19 protein-coding genes are annotated in these 20,472 nt (G+C 47.1%); 10 read left to right on the top strand and 9 right to left on the bottom strand.

From position 1 onward, the window contains the following. The first annotated feature begins 119 nt into the window (after nt 1-119). The 6 genes from mutS to Q1V85_RS19700 all read left to right on the top strand — a co-directional run bounded on the left by mutS (nt 120) and on the right by Q1V85_RS19700 (nt 7,418). Nucleotides 120-2,744 (top strand): DNA mismatch repair protein MutS, encoded by a 2,625-nt coding sequence (gene mutS / locus Q1V85_RS19725; RefSeq protein ID WP_300602288.1) that lies wholly within the window; start codon nt 120-122, stop codon nt 2,742-2,744. A gap of 95 nt (nt 2,745-2,839) precedes the next feature. Further along, nucleotides 2,840-3,709, top strand: a complete 870-nt coding sequence (locus tag Q1V85_RS19720; protein ID WP_300602287.1) for a beta-1,6-N-acetylglucosaminyltransferase — start codon at nt 2,840-2,842, stop codon at nt 3,707-3,709. Nucleotides 3,710-3,720: 11 nt separating this feature from the next. Next, on the top strand, nt 3,721-4,494 hold the full coding sequence (locus Q1V85_RS19715) for a hypothetical protein (protein WP_300602286.1): 774 nt from the start codon (nt 3,721-3,723) through the stop codon (nt 4,492-4,494). A 329-nt stretch (nt 4,495-4,823) separates the two neighbouring features. After that, nucleotides 4,824-5,567, top strand: a complete 744-nt coding sequence (gene bshB1 / locus Q1V85_RS19710; protein ID WP_300602285.1) for a bacillithiol biosynthesis deacetylase BshB1 — start codon at nt 4,824-4,826, stop codon at nt 5,565-5,567. Between the two features lie 100 nt (nt 5,568-5,667). Beyond that, a complete protein-coding gene (locus Q1V85_RS19705; protein ID WP_300602284.1) occupies nt 5,668-6,750 on the top strand; it encodes an acyl-CoA desaturase in 1,083 nt (360 codons plus the stop codon). Nucleotides 6,751-6,947: 197 nt separating this feature from the next. Then, nucleotides 6,948-7,418: a VOC family protein gene (locus Q1V85_RS19700; RefSeq protein ID WP_300602283.1), complete on the top strand. Its 471-nt coding sequence runs from the start codon at nt 6,948-6,950 to the stop codon at nt 7,416-7,418. A gap of 593 nt (nt 7,419-8,011) precedes the next feature. Here the strand turns inward: Q1V85_RS19700 and ruvA are convergent. Next, on the bottom strand, nt 8,012-8,599 hold the full coding sequence (ruvA, locus tag Q1V85_RS19695) for a Holliday junction branch migration protein RuvA (RefSeq protein ID WP_300602282.1): 588 nt from the start codon (nt 8,597-8,599) through the stop codon (nt 8,012-8,014). 100 nt (nt 8,600-8,699) lie between these two features. On the opposite strand from ruvA, the gene Q1V85_RS19690 reads away from it, so the two are divergent. Next, on the top strand, nt 8,700-9,707 hold the full coding sequence (locus tag Q1V85_RS19690) for a beta-ketoacyl-ACP synthase III (RefSeq protein WP_300602281.1): 1,008 nt from the start codon (nt 8,700-8,702) through the stop codon (nt 9,705-9,707). A gap of 150 nt (nt 9,708-9,857) precedes the next feature. Here Q1V85_RS19690 and Q1V85_RS19685 read toward each other — a convergent pair whose 3' ends face one another. The 4 genes from Q1V85_RS19685 to Q1V85_RS19670 all read right to left on the bottom strand — a co-directional run bounded on the left by Q1V85_RS19685 (nt 9,858) and on the right by Q1V85_RS19670 (nt 13,688). Continuing rightward, on the bottom strand, nt 9,858-11,033 hold the full coding sequence (locus Q1V85_RS19685) for a DUF4105 domain-containing protein (RefSeq protein ID WP_300602280.1): 1,176 nt from the start codon (nt 11,031-11,033) through the stop codon (nt 9,858-9,860). 9 nt (nt 11,034-11,042) lie between these two features. Next, nucleotides 11,043-11,582 (bottom strand): YceI family protein, encoded by a 540-nt coding sequence (locus Q1V85_RS19680; protein ID WP_300602279.1) that lies wholly within the window; start codon nt 11,580-11,582, stop codon nt 11,043-11,045. A gap of 18 nt (nt 11,583-11,600) precedes the next feature. Beyond that, a complete protein-coding gene (locus Q1V85_RS19675; protein ID WP_300602278.1) occupies nt 11,601-11,963 on the bottom strand; it encodes a CoA-binding protein in 363 nt (120 codons plus the stop codon). Nucleotides 11,964-12,047: 84 nt separating this feature from the next. After that, nucleotides 12,048-13,688, bottom strand: a complete 1,641-nt coding sequence (locus Q1V85_RS19670; RefSeq protein WP_300602277.1) for a pyruvate dehydrogenase complex dihydrolipoamide acetyltransferase — start codon at nt 13,686-13,688, stop codon at nt 12,048-12,050. Nucleotides 13,689-13,890: 202 nt separating this feature from the next. Here Q1V85_RS19670 and Q1V85_RS19665 point away from each other — a divergent pair, with 202 nt between their 5' ends. Continuing rightward, a complete protein-coding gene (locus Q1V85_RS19665; protein WP_300602276.1) occupies nt 13,891-14,538 on the top strand; it encodes a hypothetical protein in 648 nt (215 codons plus the stop codon). A gap of 61 nt (nt 14,539-14,599) precedes the next feature. Here the strand turns inward: Q1V85_RS19665 and Q1V85_RS19660 are convergent, their stop codons facing one another. From Q1V85_RS19660 to Q1V85_RS19645, 4 genes are all read right to left on the bottom strand, one after another. Next, nucleotides 14,600-14,908, bottom strand: coding sequence for a rhodanese-like domain-containing protein (locus Q1V85_RS19660; RefSeq protein ID WP_300602275.1), 309 nt, complete (start codon nt 14,906-14,908; stop codon nt 14,600-14,602). 23 nt (nt 14,909-14,931) lie between these two features. After that, nucleotides 14,932-15,771 carry a PASTA domain-containing protein gene (locus tag Q1V85_RS19655; RefSeq protein ID WP_300602274.1) on the bottom strand — a complete coding sequence of 280 codons (840 nt, stop codon included), beginning with the start codon at nt 15,769-15,771 and terminating at the stop codon, nt 14,932-14,934. A 174-nt stretch (nt 15,772-15,945) separates the two neighbouring features. Continuing rightward, entirely contained in the window at nt 15,946-16,929 is a 984-nt protein-coding gene (locus Q1V85_RS19650) for a D-alanine--D-alanine ligase (RefSeq protein ID WP_300602273.1), read from the bottom strand. Between the two features lie 62 nt (nt 16,930-16,991). Next, entirely contained in the window at nt 16,992-17,339 is a 348-nt protein-coding gene (locus Q1V85_RS19645; protein WP_300602272.1) for a 4Fe-4S dicluster domain-containing protein, read from the bottom strand. Between the two features lie 71 nt (nt 17,340-17,410). Between Q1V85_RS19645 and Q1V85_RS19640 the strand changes: the two genes are divergently transcribed. Continuing rightward, nucleotides 17,411-18,418, top strand: coding sequence for an acyl-CoA reductase (locus tag Q1V85_RS19640; protein WP_300602271.1), 1,008 nt, complete (start codon nt 17,411-17,413; stop codon nt 18,416-18,418). Nucleotides 18,419-18,605: 187 nt separating this feature from the next. Then, entirely contained in the window at nt 18,606-20,168 is a 1,563-nt protein-coding gene (locus Q1V85_RS19635) for a trypsin-like peptidase domain-containing protein (protein ID WP_300602270.1), read from the top strand. The last annotated feature ends 304 nt before the right edge of the window (nt 20,169-20,472 follow it).

Below are 20,472 nucleotides of genomic sequence, written 5' to 3'. Positions count from 1 at the left end.
CACAAGCGGCAATCATCTTGTAAATCAAGCTGTTTCTTGATAAGCGAAGCCATATATAATCCCTTTTTTGATACAATCATCCCCCCGGGAAATACCGTTTTACCCTATTTTTGCGCTCCATGGCAAAGGCAAAAACCAACAACCCGCAAGATACCCCGCTAATGCAGCAGCACAAGGCTATTAAACAAAAATACCCGGATGCGGTATTGCTGTTTCGCGTGGGTGATTTTTATGAAACCTTTGGCCAGGATGCCGTAATTGCCTCCCAGGTGCTGGGCATTACCCTTACCAAACGAAACAACGGAGCCGCCGCTTCACTGGATCTTGCCGGCTTTCCGCATCACTCGCTGGATACCTACCTGCATAAGCTGGTTAAGGCCGGTTACCGGGTAGCCATCTGCGACCAGCTGGAAGATCCCAAACAGGCCAAGGGGATCGTAAAGCGTGGCGTCACCGAAATGCTGACCCCGGGAACCGCCATCAACGACAAACTGCTGGAACATAACAGTAACAATTTCCTGGCGGGCATTCATTTTGCAGACGATGACCAGTTTGGTCTGGCCTTTCTGGATCTCTCTACCGGTGAATTTTTCGTAGCCGAGGGCGACCGGGAATATGCCGATAAACTATTGCAGAGCTTTCGCCCGGCAGAAGTCGTATTCCAGCGTCATCAGCAAAAAAAGTACAAAGAGTATTTTGGCAGCAAGACCTATATCTATACCCTGGATGAGTGGATCTTTGACAGCAACTATGCCCAGGATGTGCTGTTAAAACATTTTCAAACCCATTCGCTCAAAGGATTTGGAATTGCGGAAATGGAAAAAGGCATTACGGCCGCCGGTGCCGTTATTCATTATCTGAAAGATACCGAGCATCCCAACCTGCAGCATATTACCTCCATTGGTAGCATTCATAAGAACGAATTCCTGTGGATGGATAAATTTACCATCCGCAACCTGGAACTGGCGGGCGGACCGGCAGAAGCACATACCCTGCTAAAAGTACTGGACAATACCGTATCGCCCATGGGCGCACGCCTGCTAAAGCGATGGATCATTTTTCCGCTGATTGACCTGCATAAGATCAACGAGCGGCTGGATGTGGTGGAAACCATGATCAAGGATCCCGAACTCCGGCAGCTGCTGACCCAATCAATCAAACTTTGCGGGGATATTGAACGGCTGGTGGCAAAGATCCCCACAAAAAAGATCAACCCAAGGGAAGTACTGCAGCTGGCCCGCGGCCTGCAGCAGGTGGCCATCATCAAACAAACCTGCCTGGCGCAAACAAACCCTTACCTCACACGGGTAGGCGATGCGTTGAATCCCTGCCCGGTTATTACAGAAAAGATCGCCCGGGAGATCGTTGAACAACCGCCTGCAACCATTGCCAAAGGTGGCGTGATCCAGGCCGGGATACTGGAGGAGCTGGATGAACTGCGCACCATCTCAAGTGATGGAAAGGCCTATCTGACCAAATTGCAGGTAAAGGAAGCAGAGGCTACAGGCATCAGTTCACTTAAAGTTGGATTCAATAACGTATTTGGCTACTACCTGGAAGTAACCAATGTGCACAAAAATAAGGTACCCGAAAACTGGATCCGGAAACAAACCCTGGCCAATGCCGAACGGTACATCACTCCTGAATTAAAAGAATACGAAGAAAAGATCACCGGGGCCGAAGAAAAAATATTACAACTGGAACAGCGGTTATATGACCAGTTGCTCAACGAATTGTTCGAATACCTGGCGCCGGTGCAGGCCAACGGTAACCTGGTAGCGATTCTGGATTGTTTGAGCTGCTTTGCACACAATGCCATTCATTACCAGTATAAAAAGCCCGTGGTATATGAAGAAACGGTCTGGAGCGTTAAAGAGGGCCGGCATCCCGTTATTGAACGGAACCTGGCCGTTGGGGAAAGTTATATACACAACGACCTGGAACTGAACAAGGCCGATCAGCAGATCATCATCCTTACCGGGCCCAATATGAGTGGTAAATCGGCGCTGCTGCGCCAAACTGCGCTCATTACCCTGATGGCGCATATGGGCAGTTTTGTTCCGGCCACGGAAGCGCATATTTCGCTGACCGATAAAATTTTTACGCGGGTGGGTGCCTCCGACAACCTCAGCGGCGGGGAGAGTACATTCATGGTCGAGATGAATGAAACCGCCTCTATCATTAACAATATCACCGACAGAAGCCTCGTATTACTGGATGAGATCGGCCGGGGTACATCTACCTATGACGGTATCTCCATCGCCTGGAGCATAGCGGAATACCTGCACCAGTCGCCCCACCAGCCCAAGACCCTTTTTGCAACCCATTACCACGAGCTGAATGAACTCGAAGAAAAGCTGGAGCGGGTAAAGAATTATCATGTTACCAATAAAGAAATCGGGAATAAGATCATTTTTCTTCGCAAATTGGCCCGGGGAGGCAGCACCCACAGCTTCGGGATCCATGTGGCAAAGATGGCGGGCATGCCTCCGGCGTTGATCCAGCGGGCAAACGAGATCCTGGCGCAGCTGGAGAATAAGCATATGGACGGGGATGGCACAGACAAAACCATACAGGAAAAAATCAGGGATGTAAATGCCCCCCAGTTCCAGCTATCGATTTTTGATGCGCACAGTGAAACCTTTGACCAGATCCGTAAAGCGCTTACCGATATTGATATCAACCGGCTGACACCCGTGGAAGCGTTGCTGAAATTACAGGAGATCAAAGCAAAGATCAAATAACAGGCCGGTATCCGGAATAAAATATTCAAGCTGGATGTGGATAGATCCTTCAAAAAACAGGCTTAAGTTTGCGTTACCATTACGAACAAAAACGCATGAAACAAGCCATATTAATCACCGGATACAAGAACATCCATTCCTTTATTGATATTATCAATTGCTTTGATAAGGAGCGTTTTTCTTTTTACCTGCATATTGATAAACGCAGCCCGTTAGATACCACACCCCTGCAGGCGTACCGGAATGTTTTTATATCTACCCGTTATGCGGTTACCTGGGGTGGAGAAAACCATCTGAAAGCCATCCTGCTACTGGCTAAAACCGCATTGCAGGACCCTGATAACGCCTTTTTTCATCTGATTACGGCCGAGGATTTTCCGGTAAAACCCATGAACGCATTTTATGAGCTGGATTTGACCAGGAATTATCTCTCTTTCTCAGAAATGCCCGCCCCCTTCTGGGGACCGGATGGTGGTATGGACCGGATCCGTTACTACCAGTTTTACAACTGGATGGATGTCAAAAAGCCCTACCGCAGAGCCATCATCTACCGGCTTTTAAAATTTCAGAAGATTTTGGGATTCAAAAGAGCCTACCCGGCAAATTTCCCCAAATTATATGGCGGTGCTACCTACTGGAGCCTTAACCGGGATGCGCTGCGATATGTAATCGATTATACCGATCAAAACAGCGCCTTTTTAAGGCGGTTTAACCATACCTGGTGTTCGGAAGAGATCTATTTTCAAACCCTGATCCTGAACTCACCCTTTGCCCATACCGTTGTGAATGATGACCTCCGGTATATCGACTGGAGCGGTAAACGCGGATACCCGGCATTCCTGGATGAAACAGATTTCCCACAGCTCATTGCCTCAGGAAAACTATTTGCCAGGAAGATCAATGACTCCAAATCGGGCAACCTGAAGCAATTACTGATCCAATACCTGCATCCGGAAGCCGGATAACAGCCGGACTGTTGCGAAAGGATGCTTCCCCGCGTTTTACCAATATATCAACCACACCGATGAACGGGATCAACCATATGAAGCTACAATACAAACAAACCTGCATGTTGGGAGTCCTGCTCCTGTTGTGCGGTGTTATCCTTACCTCCTGCCAGAAAGAAGACCTGCAACCCCGCCCGGTGATCGATCCGGTAGAAGGGCGTATCCTTGCTGCAGACACCCTGCGATCCGGTGGTTTTCTGGGTATGCAGATCGGAGACCCACATGAAGTGGTTTATGAAAAGATCAAAAGCATCGGACAAGAGAAAGATATCAACCTGCTTTGGGTAACCAACCCGCAATTTTCGGGTATTGAAGTGTTAAAAGGAAAACTGGGATATTATTCAGATCTGCGGCTGAGCAGCAGAGACCAGCCTTCTCAATATGTATTTTTACAGATCGAAAACGACCTGGTAACAGGTATTTACACCTCCGAAGGCCGGCAGCTTTCCAAATGGCCGGAGGGCCGGCAATATCGCTACACCGTCAATACGGGAGATGCTGTTAATGCACTTTACCCGAAGTTATTGCAACTGCAGTCCATGCCCCGGTATAAAGATTATTTCTCCGCCATTTCAACCTTTGCCAAATTCATCAACAAACCTTATGATAGCAGGATGACGGCCTCCGGCGAATGGTATCTGAATTACCGGCAGCCCGATAAAAAGATTGTAACCAGAAACACCCTGCTATTCAGGAACGGCTCCCTGCAGGAAATCAGAACCCTGGTACAGGCAATGCCATAGACAGATCTCCTTGCGCCCATTGGGGTTTAATTTAATTGCAACAAATGCTAAGATTTCGCAAAGCAGGTGTCAACGCGCGCACTTCCTGAGCTTTCCTGCTGCTCTTATTTTTTTGCCAGCTAAACAAACAGACCAGTAATTGCAATATTGGCCCCTTGCGGATTCCTTGCGCACATCGCGGTTCAATTTTAACCGCAGCGAATGCCAACGTTTCACAAAGCATCAACAAGGCATTCCCCCTCCTTCTGAACTTTCTTGCTTTTTCTTTTGTTTCTTTGCCAACAGATTATAAACAGGCATGGAGCCTGTTCAAAAACAAACAATCGTTCATGAAATTAGACATACTTGCAATTGGCGTACACCCGGACGACGTGGAACTCTGCTGTGCCGGAACGCTGCTGAAAGAGATACAAACCGGCAAAAAAGCCGGTATTGTCGATCTTACCCAGGGCGAACTGGGCACCCGGGGCACCAAGGAAACCCGTTACACGGAGGCTGCCGAAGCGGCCCGGATCATGGGCGTTTCTGTACGGGAGAACCTGAAAATGCGGGATGGCTTTTTTCGCAACGATGAAGAACACCAGCTGCAGCTGATAAAAGTGATCCGGAAATACCAGCCCGATATCATTTTGGGCAATGTGCTGGAAGACCGTCATCCGGACCATGGCCGTGCCGGGCACCTGATCAGCGACGCCTGCTTTTTATCGGGCCTGTCTAAAATAGAAACCACCGGCGACGACGGTAAATCCCAGCAAAAATGGCGGCCCTCCTATTTTTTCCAGTACATGCAGGATTGGTACCATGAACCGAGCGTATTGATCGACATTTCATCGGTGATTGAAACCAAAATGAAGGCCATAGAAGCTTATGCCACACAGTTTTATACCGGAAGTCCGAATCCCGGCGATACAGAACCCCAAACCTATATTTCCACCCCGGATTTCCGGGAAAGCATCCTGGCACGGAGCCGGATGTTGGGCAAACGTATCGGCGTAAAATATGCAGAGGGACTGATAACCACCAAAATAATCGGAATGGAGAACCTCTCATCGGTGCTCCTTAACGAGACATAGGTAAATGTTAAAACAAAGGCAAATATTTTACCAGAATTTGATACGCAGGGCTGGCGCATTTTTGTTACCTTTGCACCCCAATAAAATATAAATTCTAACAATGGCTTTTCCCAAGTTTGCAACGCCCCCTCCTCCTTCGTTTCATACGGTTCTTAAAAATCGTATACACGATTATTTTGAGTCGAAAGGCGTACGCAGCACCGGCAATTTCCGCCTGTACTCAAAAGCTTTGTTCCTCGTAGCCGGGTTCCTGGCAGTTTATATCCACCTGGTCTTTTTTACACCGCCTACCACATGGGCCATTATCGAGTGCCTGTTGCTGGGATTATTTACTTCCGCCATCGGTTTTAATATCATGCACGATGGCGCACACGGAAGCTTTAGCAGCAAGCCCTGGGTAAATACACTTGCGGCCTCCTCGCTGAACTTTTTAGGTGCCAACACCTTTATGTGGAAAATGAAGCACAATGTTATTCACCATGCCTATACAAATATTGATGGCATTGATGACGACCTGGATGCCAAACCGTTTTTAAGATTGTGTGAAACCCAGAAATACTACAAAATGCACCGGTACCAGCACCTGTATTTCTGGCTTGCTTATTCCCTTTTATACCTGTTCTGGATCTTTTTCTCCGATTATAAAAAATACTTCAGCGGTAAAGTGGGCGATATTCCACTGAAAAAGATGAAGCCAAAAGATCATATCACTTTCTGGGGATTTAAGCTCCTGCATATCTTTTTATTTGTGGTATTGCCCATCTATATGCTGGGATTTGAAACCTGGGGGATCGGCTTCCTGGTATATACGCTTTTTGCCGGTTTTGTGCTGAGCGTTGTATTTCAGTTAGCGCATACCGTGGAAGATACTCATTTCCCTGTAGTGAATGCGCAAAACAACAAGGTAGACGATGAGTGGGCCATTCACCAGTTAAAAACCACCGCCAATTTTGCTACCCGCAACCGCCTGGCCTGCTGGTTTATGGGCGGGTTGAATTTCCAGGTAGAACATCATTTGTTCCCCAAGATATCGCATATCCACTACCCAAGGATCAATAAGATCATCAAAAGCACCTGTGCGGAATTTAATGTACAATACATCGAATACCCGCGGGTACACAATGCCTTCATTTCGCACGTTTCTTACCTGAAGGAGCTGAGCCGGCCCGCTATGGCCCACTAACCCATAGCATTTATTTCTGTATTAAAGCATGTTTTGTAGCCACCGCTGCAACCATGTTGCCTGTTATTTGCCGGCAACTACAGGATAGCCTTTTTCAGAACAGTTACTGTAGCAAAATTTAAAATACAACCAAATCCTGCAGGCTTTACATTTATAAAATCAATACATTTGATCTTATAAACCGTATATTTCCTGTCATGAAAAGAATTCAGTTTGTTCTTGTTTTTATCGTTGTTACCGTTATGCAATTACATGCCCAGCAAAAAAATAACCGCCCTGTGGTGTTATCCAATCACCAGGCTATTTATGTGACTGATCTTAAAAAAGCCGCAGCTTTTTATGCAGACATTATCGGGCTGGAGCAGGTAGATGAACCGTTTAAGATCGGCAAACATGCATGGTTTAAAACCGGTCCAAAAACCACCCTGCACATCATCCTGGGTGCCGATAAACCCAAAGAGTATTTCAAAAACAACCACATGTGCTTTTCCGTAGCCTCCCTGGATGATTTTATCCGGAAGCTCAACCAGTATAAAGTGCCCTATGAAGATGTAAGCGGTAAAGTGTCTGCTGTTACAACCCGTGTAGACGGTGTAAAACAGATCTGGCTCCGTGATCCCGACAATTACTGGATTGAGATCAATAATGATCCGTCGATGTTTAAGTAGGCTTCAGCCATCAGCCATCAGTTATCAGCCATCAGTTATCAGCCATCAGTTATCAGATTGAACTACCGGTAGACAGCATAATGTCTTGACCTTGGGTTCCTGGCTTTTGAAACTTGATTTTTGTTTTTTGGGGGATTGTCCCTTTTTAGAATTTAGGATTTAATATTTAGAATTTTAACCGGTAGTTATCAGTCTTTAGCGATCAGCAAATAGCATTATATCTTGGTTCTTGATTTTTGAAATTTGACTTTTGTTTTTTGCATCACTATCAGCCATCAGTTTTCAGTCATCAGCCGTCAGTTTTGAGATCAAGCTACCGGAAGACAGCGCCATGTCTTGACGTTTGGCTCCTGACTTTTGAAATTTGTTTTTTGTTTTTTTAGAAAATTGGCTCCTTTTAGAATTTAGAGTTTAATATTTAGAATTTTTTGCCGGCAGTTTTCAGCCTTTAGCTACCAGCAGGCATCGTTATACTTTGAGGTTTGATTTTTGAAATTTGTTTTTTTGAATTTGGAATTTGTTTTCGGTGTTAACTATCTGCTTTACAAATCCGCAACTGAAAACGCCACTTTAAATGTAGAAAGCAGCCCCGCCTAAATCCCTTTCAGCGCTTTTTTAACCAATTGCTCCAGGCCGGTTTCCGGTTCCTGCGCCAGCACTTTTTGCACTGCCTGTTCGGCCTGGGCCCGTTGAATACCCAGGGCCAGCAACGCTTCCACGGCATCCCTTCTTACAGAAGGCACTACGGTTGATGGCAGGTCTACCGGCAGGTCAGTGTGCAGCTTGCCCAATTTATCCTTTAACTCCAGCACTGCGCGTTCGGCAGTTTTTTTCCCAATACCTTTGATCCGCTCCAAACTCTTTGCATCCCCGTACGTAATGGCCTTTACCACTTCGTCCGGCTTCATATAAGACAGGATCAGCCGGGCGGTACCCGCACCAATTCCGGATACACTAATCAGGCCCAGAAAGATGTCTTTTTCCTTTCCGTCTGCAAAACCATAGAGTAACTGTGCATCTTCCCGTATGATCAGATGCGTAAAAAGCAGTCCTTCTTCCAGGGCTTCAATTGTTGAATACGTGTTTAAACTGATATTGACCTCGTAGCCTACACCGTTTACATCTACGATTACAGACGAAGGTGTTTTATATGTGAATTTTCCTTTCAGATATGCATACATGGCGCGAATTTAAATTTAATTCCAAATTTTTCATTTCTAATTTATGATTTCCAATTCCCGCACATTCACCCTAACTTTGGCGCTAAATTTTTTTTACCAGATGAGCAACAAAGTTACAGCAGCCATCACGGCAGTGGGCGGATATGTTCCTGAAGACAAATTAACGAATTTTGACCTGGAGAAGATCGTAGATACCACTGATGAATGGATCCGCACACGCACGGGCATTACAGAACGCCGGATCCTGAAAGGAGAAGGAAAAGGGACCTCAGAAATGATCGTGCCTGCTGTAAAACAACTTTGTGAAAAAAGAGGGATCGACCCCATGGAGATCGATTGCCTCATTGTAGCAACCGTTACTCCGGATATGGTATTCCCCGCTACAGCGAATCTTGTTTGCGATAAAATTGGCGCAAAGAACGCCTGGGGCTTTGATGTATCTGCCGCCTGCTCCGGGTTCTTATATACGTTAACCCTGGGAACTTCGCTTATCGAAAGCGGCCGTTATAAAAAAGTAGTAGTGGTTGGGGCCGATAAGATGAGCTCCATCATCGACTATACCGACCGTGCTACCTGTATCATTTTTGGCGATGGTGCCGGGGCTGTTTTGCTGGAACCCAGCCAGAATGGTCATGGCATCAAAGACAGCATCCTGAAAAGCGATGGAAGCGGCGCCCAGTACCTGCGCATGAAAGCCGGCGGATCCATGTACCCTGCAAGCGCTGAAACCGTTGCCGCGCGCGAGCACTATGCCTACCAGGAAGGAAAAACCGTTTTCAAATTTGCCGTTACCGGTATGGCCGAGGTAAGTGCCCAGCTCCTGGAGCGCAACCAGTTAACCGGCGATGACATTGCCTGGTTAGCCCCCCATCAGGCCAATCTCCGCATTATTGATGCCACAGCTCAACGCATCGGTTTGCCCCACGAAAAAGTAATGATCAATATCCAGAAATTTGGCAATACAACAGCTGCCACTATTCCGCTTTGTCTTTGGGAGTGGGAAAACCAGTTAAAAACCGGAGATAAGATCGTTCTGGCAGCCTTTGGCGGCGGCTTTACCTGGGGCGCAACCCTGGTGGAGTGGGCCTATGATCCTGCGGGAAAGTGAATGGGCAGCAGGCAATAGTCAATAGAGCCTTAGCCATCAGCAATCAGTTATCAGCAATCAGTTATCAGTTATCAGTCTTCAGCTGATCTGTCATGGGATCTGGTATCCGGTATCAAACGGTATAACTGAAACTTTCGTAAATAGCCATCACTAGGTTTCATTGGCAATAATGCTATCTTTTATATCATACCCGTAAATGACGAGCAACGCAGCAAACAGCGGTCCTATTTCTTTTAATGGCAATTGCTGAACACCCAAAAAATGCACCAGGAGTGCTGCTATAAGCCCTCCCATCGCATAAAGAAAATAGTACTTCCGCAACCGCTTACCCTTCGTAAAAACGATAAAAGCATTCAGTGGCATCGCCCATAAAATGTTCCAGTTGTAGGCACAGGACTGGTGATTGGTAAAAAACCACATAAACAGCAATTGCACACCAATGAGCCCGGTAATAAAAAGGATTACAGCATTCAGCGCCTTCCGGTACGGGCTCAACACAGGTATAAAGTGAACAGCCAGTACCAGCAGGCATAACAGTAAAAAAACCAGGAATGGCGCATTGATGGCGGCTGCCGGCGCAGCTGCTTTCTCCTGCAGCAATACCTGGCTGGTAACAAACGGCTGCCCCCGGTACCGCGCATGTTGCAATCCGTTATAAAGATAATCCGGCAAAAACATCGAATGAAGATCATCCATCAGCGCGTCCACCGGGCTTCCCAATATTATATCAATACCCAACCGCTGCCAGGGTTTTTCCGCCAGGTATTGATCAATCACCTCACGGTAACGCAGGCGCTTTTTCCCAAGCACCGGCCCAAAATGAAAAGCGGTATCCAGGGTAGCCGGAAAAATATCGCGTACTCTTGTAGCACAGTTGTCAAAAAGAAAATCATACCGGTAGGCCCTGTTTGCCGGCTGCAGATTTGTTTGTAAAAACATCCGGATCTTTTGATTGCCGGCCGCATCCAGGTGCAGCACCTGTTCGGTAACCCGCCTGCCCTCCCGGGCATAACTGTATAAAAAACGGTCATAGTCTTCCGCATCCAGAAAATACAACAGCTTTCCCAATGTAAATTTGGTATAGAAGTCAGGATCGTTAAAATCAAAGGTGCCGTAGTTGTATACGATATCGGTACCTCCAACGCTATCGATAATCCTTACAGCTGTATGACCAAATGAGGCGTACAGTTCGTCTCCGGTTCCACAGGTGAGCACACTGATCCGGTATTTTTCATTTACATCAGTCGCCGCATCCTGCTGCGCCCACAAACCCGAAGCTGTTGAAAGCAGCAACAGCCAGGGCAGGAATACCTTTATCATAAGCATGAAAGCCTGCTACTTTTTTGCAAGAACAGAAAGCATAACCGTTACTTTATCCGCCATGGTAATGCTGCTTCGGCCAATCTTATAATCGAGCCGGTTCAAGGAAAAATTTGAGGTCAGCAAATATCCCCCATCAACGGGTTTGGCTATAAAGTCAAATTTGATGCTTTTGGAAATACCATGCATGGTCAGCGTTGCCTCCGCATAGTAAACATTTCCCTGCTTGGGAAGGATCCGGGTCGATTGAATACGGATCTCCGGGTATTGTGCCGCATCAAAAAAATCGGCCTGCTTCAGGTGATTGTCACGCCGCTGAATATTGGTATTGATCGTATTCACATCCACCGTTACATCAAAGGAGCTCTTGCTCCAATCTGCAGCATTAACATGTACCAACCCTTTTAATCCCTGAAAGGTTCCGTCCACATCAACGCCCATATTCTTGATCACAAACCCAACTTTACTTTCCGCTTCCACCGGTTTCAGTGGCTGTGCCAGCAGCACGCTATGGAAAACAGCCGCCGTAATCAGCAATACCATCATTTTTCTCATCGCTTTCAGATTTTATAGTTAAAATTGATTGGTTGTCAACAAAACCAGGGTACAGGCTTCTACCGGCTCAATTCCCTGCGCCTTTACCTTTTGTGCCAGCGCTTCATTTTCAGCACCCGGGTTAAAAATGATCCTCCGGGGATGCAATTTCAGGATATAGTCTTCATATTGCTGCTGGTGCGCAGGATTCAGGTAAACCGTTACGGTATCCACACCGGCTTCACCGGTCTGCTCTTTCTGAATGGTTACATCGCCGATCTGTCCTGCCTGTTTGCCAATGGCCACTACTTCATGCCCGTGCGCCCGCAGGCGTTTAACAGCCATATTGCTGTAACGTGCCGGGTTTTCGGATGCTCCAAGTACAACTGTTTTCTTGCTCATACGTTTTTCCTCCTCCAGATAATAGAACAGGCTGCCCCTTCAAAGGTTGCAGCCTGTTTTATTTATTTGATGGTCATTTTTTACTTAAACCAGCATCCGGAGCGGCTCTTCCAATAGCTGCTTCAGGGTTTGCAGGAAGGCGGCACCGGTGGCACCGTCTACTACCCGGTGATCACAGGTGAGGGTTACCTTCATAATATTGCCAATCCCGATCTGTCCGTTTTTCACAACCGGCACTTCATTGATGGCGCCCACAGCCAGGATACAGGAGGCCGGAGGATTAATGATGGCGGTAAATTCTTCAATACCAAACATCCCCAGGTTGGAGATGGTAAAGGTATTGCCTTCCCAGTCTGAGGGCTGCAGTTTTTTGTTCTTTGCCCGTTGCGCAAAGTCTTTTACTTCTCCTGCGATCTGCGAAAGTGATTTGGTATCGGCGAAACGTACCACCGGAACAAGTAAGCCATCTTCTACTGCCACGGCTACCCCGATGCTTACATGATGGTTTACCCGGATAGATTCGCCCATCCAGCTGCTGTTGATGGCCGGATGTTTTTTCAGCGCCACGGCACAGGCTTTCAGTACCATGTCGTTAAAAGAAATTTTATTCGCCGAAATTTCATTCAGCTGGGCACGGCTGGCTACCGCCTTGTCCATATTGATCTCCATAGTGAGGTAAAACTCCGGTGCGGAGAATTTTACTTCAGAAAGACGGCGGCTGATGGTTTTACGCATCTGGGAAACCGGTACATCTTCAAAGCTTTCCTGACCTGCCGGAGCTGCTGCCACAGCGGGGGCAGTTGCCGGTGATGAAGCCGCCGGTTGGGCCGCTGCAGGCTGGTAATTATCTATATCGGATTTAATGATCCTTCCGTTGTCGCCGCTTCCTTTTACACGATTGAGATCCACACCTTTTTCAGCCGCCAGTTTTTTTGCGAGGGGAGAGGCTTTTATACGGCCATCGCCCGATGCCACCGGAGCCGCTTCCACTTCCGGAGCGGCCGGGGCTTCAGCCGTTGCTGTTGCCGCTTCGTTTCCGCCAGCTGCCGCAGGGGCTGCACCACCGCCTTTTACAGCAGCCACGATCGCATTTACATCCACTTTACCGGCATCTCCAATAATACAAAGCAGGTCGTTCACCTGGATCTTTTCTCCTTTTGCAGCACCCTGGTAAAGCAAAGTGCCATTCTTATAGCTTTCCAGCTCCATGGTGGCTTTATCCGTTTCGATCTCTGCCAGCAGATCTCCTTTTTTAACAGGATCTCCTATGTTTTTTGCCCAGCTGGCGATCACGCCTTCGGTCATGGTATCGCTCAAACGGGGCATCAACACTACTTCTTCCATTTTTGATACGTCCAGGGCCGGTGCTGCAGCTGCCTGCGGTTCCTTCGGAGCCTCTTTGGGCGCCTCAGCTGCAGGGGCAGCGCTTTTTGCAGCCGGAGCGGCACTGCTGCCGTTTCCGCCTACCAGACCGGAAATATCTTCACCAGCCTCACCCACTATTGCTAACAGATCATCTACCTGTAGCTTACTTCCTTTGGGGCCACCCAGGTGGAGGATCACTCCATCTTTATAGCTTTCCAGCTCCATAGTGGCTTTATCCGTTTCAATCTCCGCCAGCAAATCGCCTTTTTTAACGGGATCTCCTACTTTTTTATGCCAATCTGCGATAACTCCTTCAGTCATGGTATCACTCAAACGGGGCATTAATATCTTCTCGGCCATTACCTATTTTATTTTCGCCGAAATTAAGATAAAATGATGAATTTGCGGGAAAAGAGTGCTTCAAATAGCATCACTTTTGATTCCCGGAAATTCCGGTACGCTACCCCGCCCCATTTCCTCCTGGAGGATCAACAGATATTCTATTTTTTCGTACGCAACCATTTCCTTAATTTGGCTCGTCTGTACAATGCATTGAATGGAAATGAAAAAAACAGCTTTAACAATATTGACGGGAATCTTGTTTAGTACCGCAATTTGGGGGCAGAAGAAACTGACTGAGGCTACGATTTATTACGATATTGTGATCAATACCAACAGCAGTAAGCCCGGCAAGGCAGATATGATGGACGGGGCCACCAGCGTTACTTACCTGAAAGGAAATGCCGGGCGATCTGATATGATCAGCTCCCTGGGTACACAATCCGTTATTTTTGAAGGGAAAACCGGCAGCGCTACCATATTGACCAGTTATGGTGAACAAAAGTTTATGAAGCAGCTGACTCCTGCGGACTGGAAAGACCATAACAAAAAGTACGAGAGCATTACCTATTCCATCGAAAACGAATTTAAGACCATTGCCAACTATAACTGCCAGAAGGCCGTGGGCAAACTGGGCGATGGAACTACTTTTACTGTTTATTTTACAAAGGAACTGGTTCCGGTAAATACAGAATTCCTGTTCATGAATAAAAACCTTCCCGGTCTGGTAATGGAATATGAAGCCACAGACGGCAAAACAACAGTAACCAATACCGTGTCGAATATCGATTTTGGGGCCGTGCCCATGTCAAAATTCGATCTTCCCGAATCGGGATACCGGCTGATCCCTTACGATAAAAGCAAAAAGTGATCCTATAAAAAAAAGTGCCTCCGGGCACTTTTTTATTTTTAATTTGGTAAAAGCACATGGCCTATTGCCCAAATGCATCCTGCCAGGCCAGCACGCCCCCTTCTACATTTACCGTATTTTTAAAGCCCACAGAATCCAGTAACAGGCAGGCGGCTGCACTGCGCTTTCCGCTGCGGCAGTGAATGATCACTTCCTCTTCTTTCAACGGCTCCAGCTCATCTATTTCCATATTCTGGATATTTCCCAGCGGAATCAGCTTTCCCCCAATATTGTATTCTTCGTACTCTGCCGGCTCTCTTACATCGATCAGGTTGATTTTTTCACCATTGTCGATTCTTTTTTTAAGCTCCTGAACAGTAATCGTATTCATATTTTTGTATTTTAAACGTAATCTTATTCCTGCGTGGCAGGTGTATCTTTTTGTAAGGAATCGCCCCTGCTTCCCCCACCGGTAGAATCTACCACAGGACGTTCCAGGCTCAGCCATACATCTACGATCTGTCCCGGACGGATCGACCGTGCATTGCCATCCACATCAAAACGTTCGGGGTTCTGACGATATATAAACGCAGCAGCGGTATCCGTTACACCGGCAGCAGGAATCACCGATCCAATCCCAAGCCCTTTCCCATCCAGCAGGGCTTTTGCTTCTGCATAGGTAAGTCCGACCAGGTTGGGTACCAGGAATGAGGTGCCCAGTCCACTACCGATCACCAGGTCTACCCGGGAACCCTGTCTTATTTTGGCTCCCGGCTGAATAGAAACCCCGTTGAAGAGTTGCTGCAACACCGTATTTTTTGCAAAATCGGGTTTAAAGGTCGTATCGCCCAGCTTCAGCCCCATATTGTTCAGGGTAAATTCGGCGCTTCTCAAACTGTATCCCACAATATTGGGCATTTCCACCAGCGGAGGTTCTGCCCGGTTAATCGTAAGGTATACGGTCCTGTTGGATTTCACCACTTCATATTCGTCCGGCACCTGGCGCACGATCTGCAGGGGTTTCAGTGTATCATTAAAGATGCTGTCCTGCACCACCAGGTCAAAGCCGGCATCCGCCAGTATTTTTTCCGCCTGGGCCAGGGTTTTACCCAGCAATGGCGGTACGGTCTTCGCATCATTGTGATGCGTAAGCCAGCCCAGTGAAAGAATTACGATCGAAAAAATCACCAGCGCCAGCACAATCCCTGCCAGTATGTTTACCCAAAGTGGTCTTCTTGTTAAAAACTGAAACATGTATTGATTATTCTTGGTAAATATAGGATAATTCAGCTATCAGCTCAGGCAATTGGGGAATTTGAAAATGTGAAAATGTGGAAATGTGGAAATGTGAAAATGTGAAAAATGTGGAAATATGAGAATATGGAAATGAATTGAGCGTAAAACCGGATTTTTACATAATGCTGAACTTTAAAAGCACTCCTCAACAAGAAGACTGTAAAAATCGGTCAGGCTGCCTCCTGCAGCGGCCACCTGCTGTGGCACAATACTGGCAGCACTTTGCCCGGGAATGGTATTTACCTCCAGCATATAGGGCCGGCCTTCCGCTTCGTTATAAATAAAATCGATCCGGATCACGCCTCCGCAATTAAACACCTCGTATACTTTCCGCGCTGCGGTCCGTATTTTTTCGGCGATCGCTTCCTCCACCACAGCGGGGGTTACCTCGGTAGATTTCCCTTCATACTTGGCTTCAAAATCAAAAAACGACTGACCGTCGTGCGCCTTCACCTCGGTAAGCGGAAGCACATGGATGGCACCCTTTGCCTTGTATACGCCCACCGTAAATTCGCGGCCGGTAATCATTTCCTCTACCAGTACCTGCCGGTCTTCCTGAAATGCTTTTGCTATAGCAGCTTCCAGGTCCGCAGCCTCCGCTACTTTGCTCATCCCGATGCTGGATCCCCCGTTATTGGGTTTTACAAATACCGGAAGCTTTATCTGTTCCAGTATCGTTTTCGCAGGTACCGGTGTATGCGCAAACAGGTGCAACGAGTTGGCCACGCCGATGCCTGCCATTTTGGCTACCGCCACGGCATACCGTTTATTAAACGTAATGGCGGAACTGGCCGCATCGCAACCGGTGTAGGGAATACCCAGCATATCAAAATATCCCTGCAGCTTCCCGTCTTCCCCGGGTGTGCCATGCATCCCGATCAGCACGGCATCAAACCGGATCTTTTGCCCGTTTTCAACAATTGAAAAATCGTCTTTTACAACCGGGGTTTTCTGCCCCGCACGGTCCGTATAAAACCATCCTTCCGGATTGATGTCTATTACATATACCTCGTACTTATTACGGTCGAGGTTCTTTTCAATAGTAGCGGCACTTTTATAGGAAATCACCGATTCCCCGGAAAGCCCTCCTGTTACCAACGCGATCGTTTTCTTCATATTACCTTTAAAAAAACAAGAAACGCGGAACCCGCGCTCCTGCTACTGCATTCTATTGATGATTATAAGTGTAGTTTTTCTTTTTTTGCCAGCAATTCTTCTACTGTTTCCTGGTACATTTCGTCCGGAACACAGCAATCTACCGGGCAAACCGAAGCACACTGCGGCTCTTCATGAAAGCCCTGGCATTCGGTGCATTTATCGGGAACAATATAATAGGTATCGTCACTGATGGGCGCATTTTTAAAGTGGGCGTCCACCACATTTCCACTAAACAGTTTAAATTCGCCGGTTACCGTATTCCCATCGGAGATGGTCCATTCCACCCCACCCTCATAAATAGCATTGTTCGGACACTCCGGCTCGCAGGCTCCGCAATTAATACACTCTTCTGTTATTTTTATAGCCATATTCGAATAATTATAATTTGAATAAACGTAAGCTGTAAACGCTTTATTTTGTACAAAATTAATCATTGAAGATGACATTATCGCAACGCATCCGTTTATTGACCAATTTGGGTGCTTATATGCAGGAAGACAGCGGGGAATGGCAGGCAGTAAAAGAGCGGGCATCCCGGAACAATGGCTGGTTTCTGCCGGAGTTTATAGACCGGTCTGTACAAAACATTGCCCGTGCTTTTTTACAGGAACCGGTATTAAAGAAATGGACAGGCAGCTACCCGCAACTGGAAACAGAGCAGCGTACGCCACAGCTTGTAGGACTGGTAATGGCCGGCAATATACCGCTGGTAGGCTTTCACGACCTGTTATGTGTTTTCATCTCCGGGCACAAATGCCTGATCAAAGCCTCATCAAAAGATGAAATACTGATTCAGCACCTGGTTGCAAAAATGATCGCCTGGGAACCGGAGCTGGCCTCCTGGATCCGGTTCGAAACCTTACTGAAAGGATGCGATGCCTATATTGCAACAGGCAGTGATAACACAGCCGGTTATTTTGATTATTACTTTGCCCGGTACCCGCATCTTATCCGCCGCAACCGTACTTCCGTTGCGCTGCTTACAGGAAGGGAAACACAGGAAGAACTGGATGCGCTTGCAGATGATGTGTTCCTGTATTTTGGTATGGGTTGCCGCAATGTAACCAAGATCTTTGTACCGGAGCAATATGACTTTGAGCCCTTGCTACAGGTTTTTAAAAAATATGACTACCTGTCAGAAGTGCACAAATACAAGAACAACTATGATTATAACCTTGCATTATACCTGCTCAATAAGCGTTTTTATATGAGCACACCGGCCCTGTTACTGGTAGAAGATGCGGGGGTATTTTCGCCCGTAAGCCAGCTCAATTATGCATTTTACAGCAATAAGGCCAACCTGGTTGGAGAGCTGGTGAACAATCCTTCCGTACAGTGCATCGTAGGCCATGATTGTATCCCCTTCGGACAGGCACAGTCCCCGGCTATTGATCAGTATGCGGATGGTGAAGACACGCTTGCATTCCTGCTTTCATTGAACGGATGAGCTGCTGCAACTATACACCCAACTACACTGTAACACAGCATGAACAGACAGGAATCATCAAAGTACGAAGACTTTAGTAAAAGTTTGTTAAACTGACTGACAGAACTTCCGAATATGCAGTACAGTTTGTTACTTTGTATAAGCAAGGCATAATTTTTGAAAACCAAATTTTTAAATGAACCGTAACATGAAATTGAAACAAATTCTTTTGGTGATTGTGATAAGCGTGCTCTCGGCCTTTGCAGGCCTTTTCCTTTATGGAAAATTTGCGCGTAGCGGCACCAACACTGTTGGATTGCCCGTAGATGGAAAATTGCCGGCCAACTATGCCAGTTTCTTTGACAGCAAAGGCAATGCTGCCGAACCTTCGGATTTTACCAAAGCCGCAGAGTCGGCCATTCCTACTGTAGTGCATATCAAAACAAAGATACCTGCAAAAAAGCTGGATAACGGCCTGCCCAACAGAGGCCGGACCGGTGATCCCTTTGAAGATTTTTTTGGTGATATGTTTGGCCTGGGGCCACAGATGCGTCCGGAGCAACGGGCATCGGGCAGCGGGGTGATCATCAGCCAGGATGGCTATATTGTTACCAACAACCACGTGGTTTCCGATGGTGCCGATGGTGTGGCTTCCGAAATAAAAGTAACGCTTAATGAAGGACGTAAAACCTATACAGCAAAAGTGGTGGGGCGCGACCCCAGCAGCGATATCGCTGTTCTTAAAGTGGAAGCCAACAACCTTCCTTACATGATCTACGGAAATGTGGATGACGTAAAAGTAGGCCAGTGGGTACTGGCAGTGGGTTATCCGTTCAACCTGGAAGCAACCGTTACCGCCGGTATCATCAGTGCCAAGGGACGTAGCATTGGTATCAACGGACAGCAGAGCATGTCGCCGGTTGAATCCTTTATCCAAACAGATGCAGCGGTAAACCAGGGTAACAGCGGCGGTGCGCTGATCAATACCAATGGTCAGCTGATTGGTATCAATTCCGCCATACTGGCACCCAGTGGTACTTATGCCGGTTATTCCTTTGCCATCCCCGTTAATATTGTAAAGAAAGTGGTAAACGATATCATCAAATATGGCGATGTAAAACGCGGCTATCTCGGCATCAGCTATTTTGATGAGCAAAAAACTCCGGGTGAAAATGAGCGCCGCCTGAAACAGGCCGGGTTGCAAAATGGAGACGGTGTATATGTGCTGGAAGCCCCTGCTGGTGGTGGCGCCTCAAAAGTGGGCATTAAGAAAGGGGATATCATTACTAAGGTAAATGGTACCCCGGTTGCTTCCGGTATACAGATGGCGGGCATTATCGCCAGCTCACAACCGGGCGAAAAAGTAAAATTAACCTACCTGAGAGGTGGAAAAGAGGCCACTGCAGATGTTACCCTTGCCGACAAACCCAGTGAAAGTAAAATGAGCAGTACTGATCAAATTGCCGATCAGCTGGGTGTGGAACTGGCAAATGTGGAGGCAAAGCGTGCGGAGCAACTCCGTATCAATGGCGGTGGTGTAGAGATCAAAAATATTAAGCCGAATGGCCTGTTAAGCAAAAGCAGGATTGACAAGGGCTTTATCATCACTGCAGCCAATGGCCAGCGCGTAAAATCGATCGATGAACTGTCGAAGGTTTTAGGCAGCAGCCGGAGCAGCAAACTGGAACTGGAGGGTATTTATCCCGGGTACAGCGGTTTGTATTCTTACCAGGTTAACCTGGACGGAGATGATGATTCCGGAGCATTTTAACCGGTAAATAATTAAACCTAAGCGGTGGTTTCTGTATCAGAGACCACCGCTTTTTTTTGTAGCTGCCGCAATTGAAATGCCCATCCGCTGAACCAACCTTACAGAAAAGAAGTGTTAAACAGAACTGCTTTCCGGCACAAAAAGGAAATCAGTTCCTTGCATCAAACCAATTTACCAGGCATCGGGGTGTTTGTCACAAATCAATATCCTCTTTTTAAAGCCGTCTTTTTTTTGTACTTTTATAGTATACTATCGTCATCTTAACCGGCCGTTTTTATCCCGCATTCCGCCGCTTATTATTTGA

The organism is Niabella sp., from assembly GCF_030150205.1.
Taxonomy (GTDB): Bacteria; Bacteroidota; Bacteroidia; order Chitinophagales; family Chitinophagaceae; genus Niabella.
The sequence above is the reverse complement of the archived record's forward strand: the minus strand, read 5'-3'. Positions and strand labels throughout refer to the sequence as shown.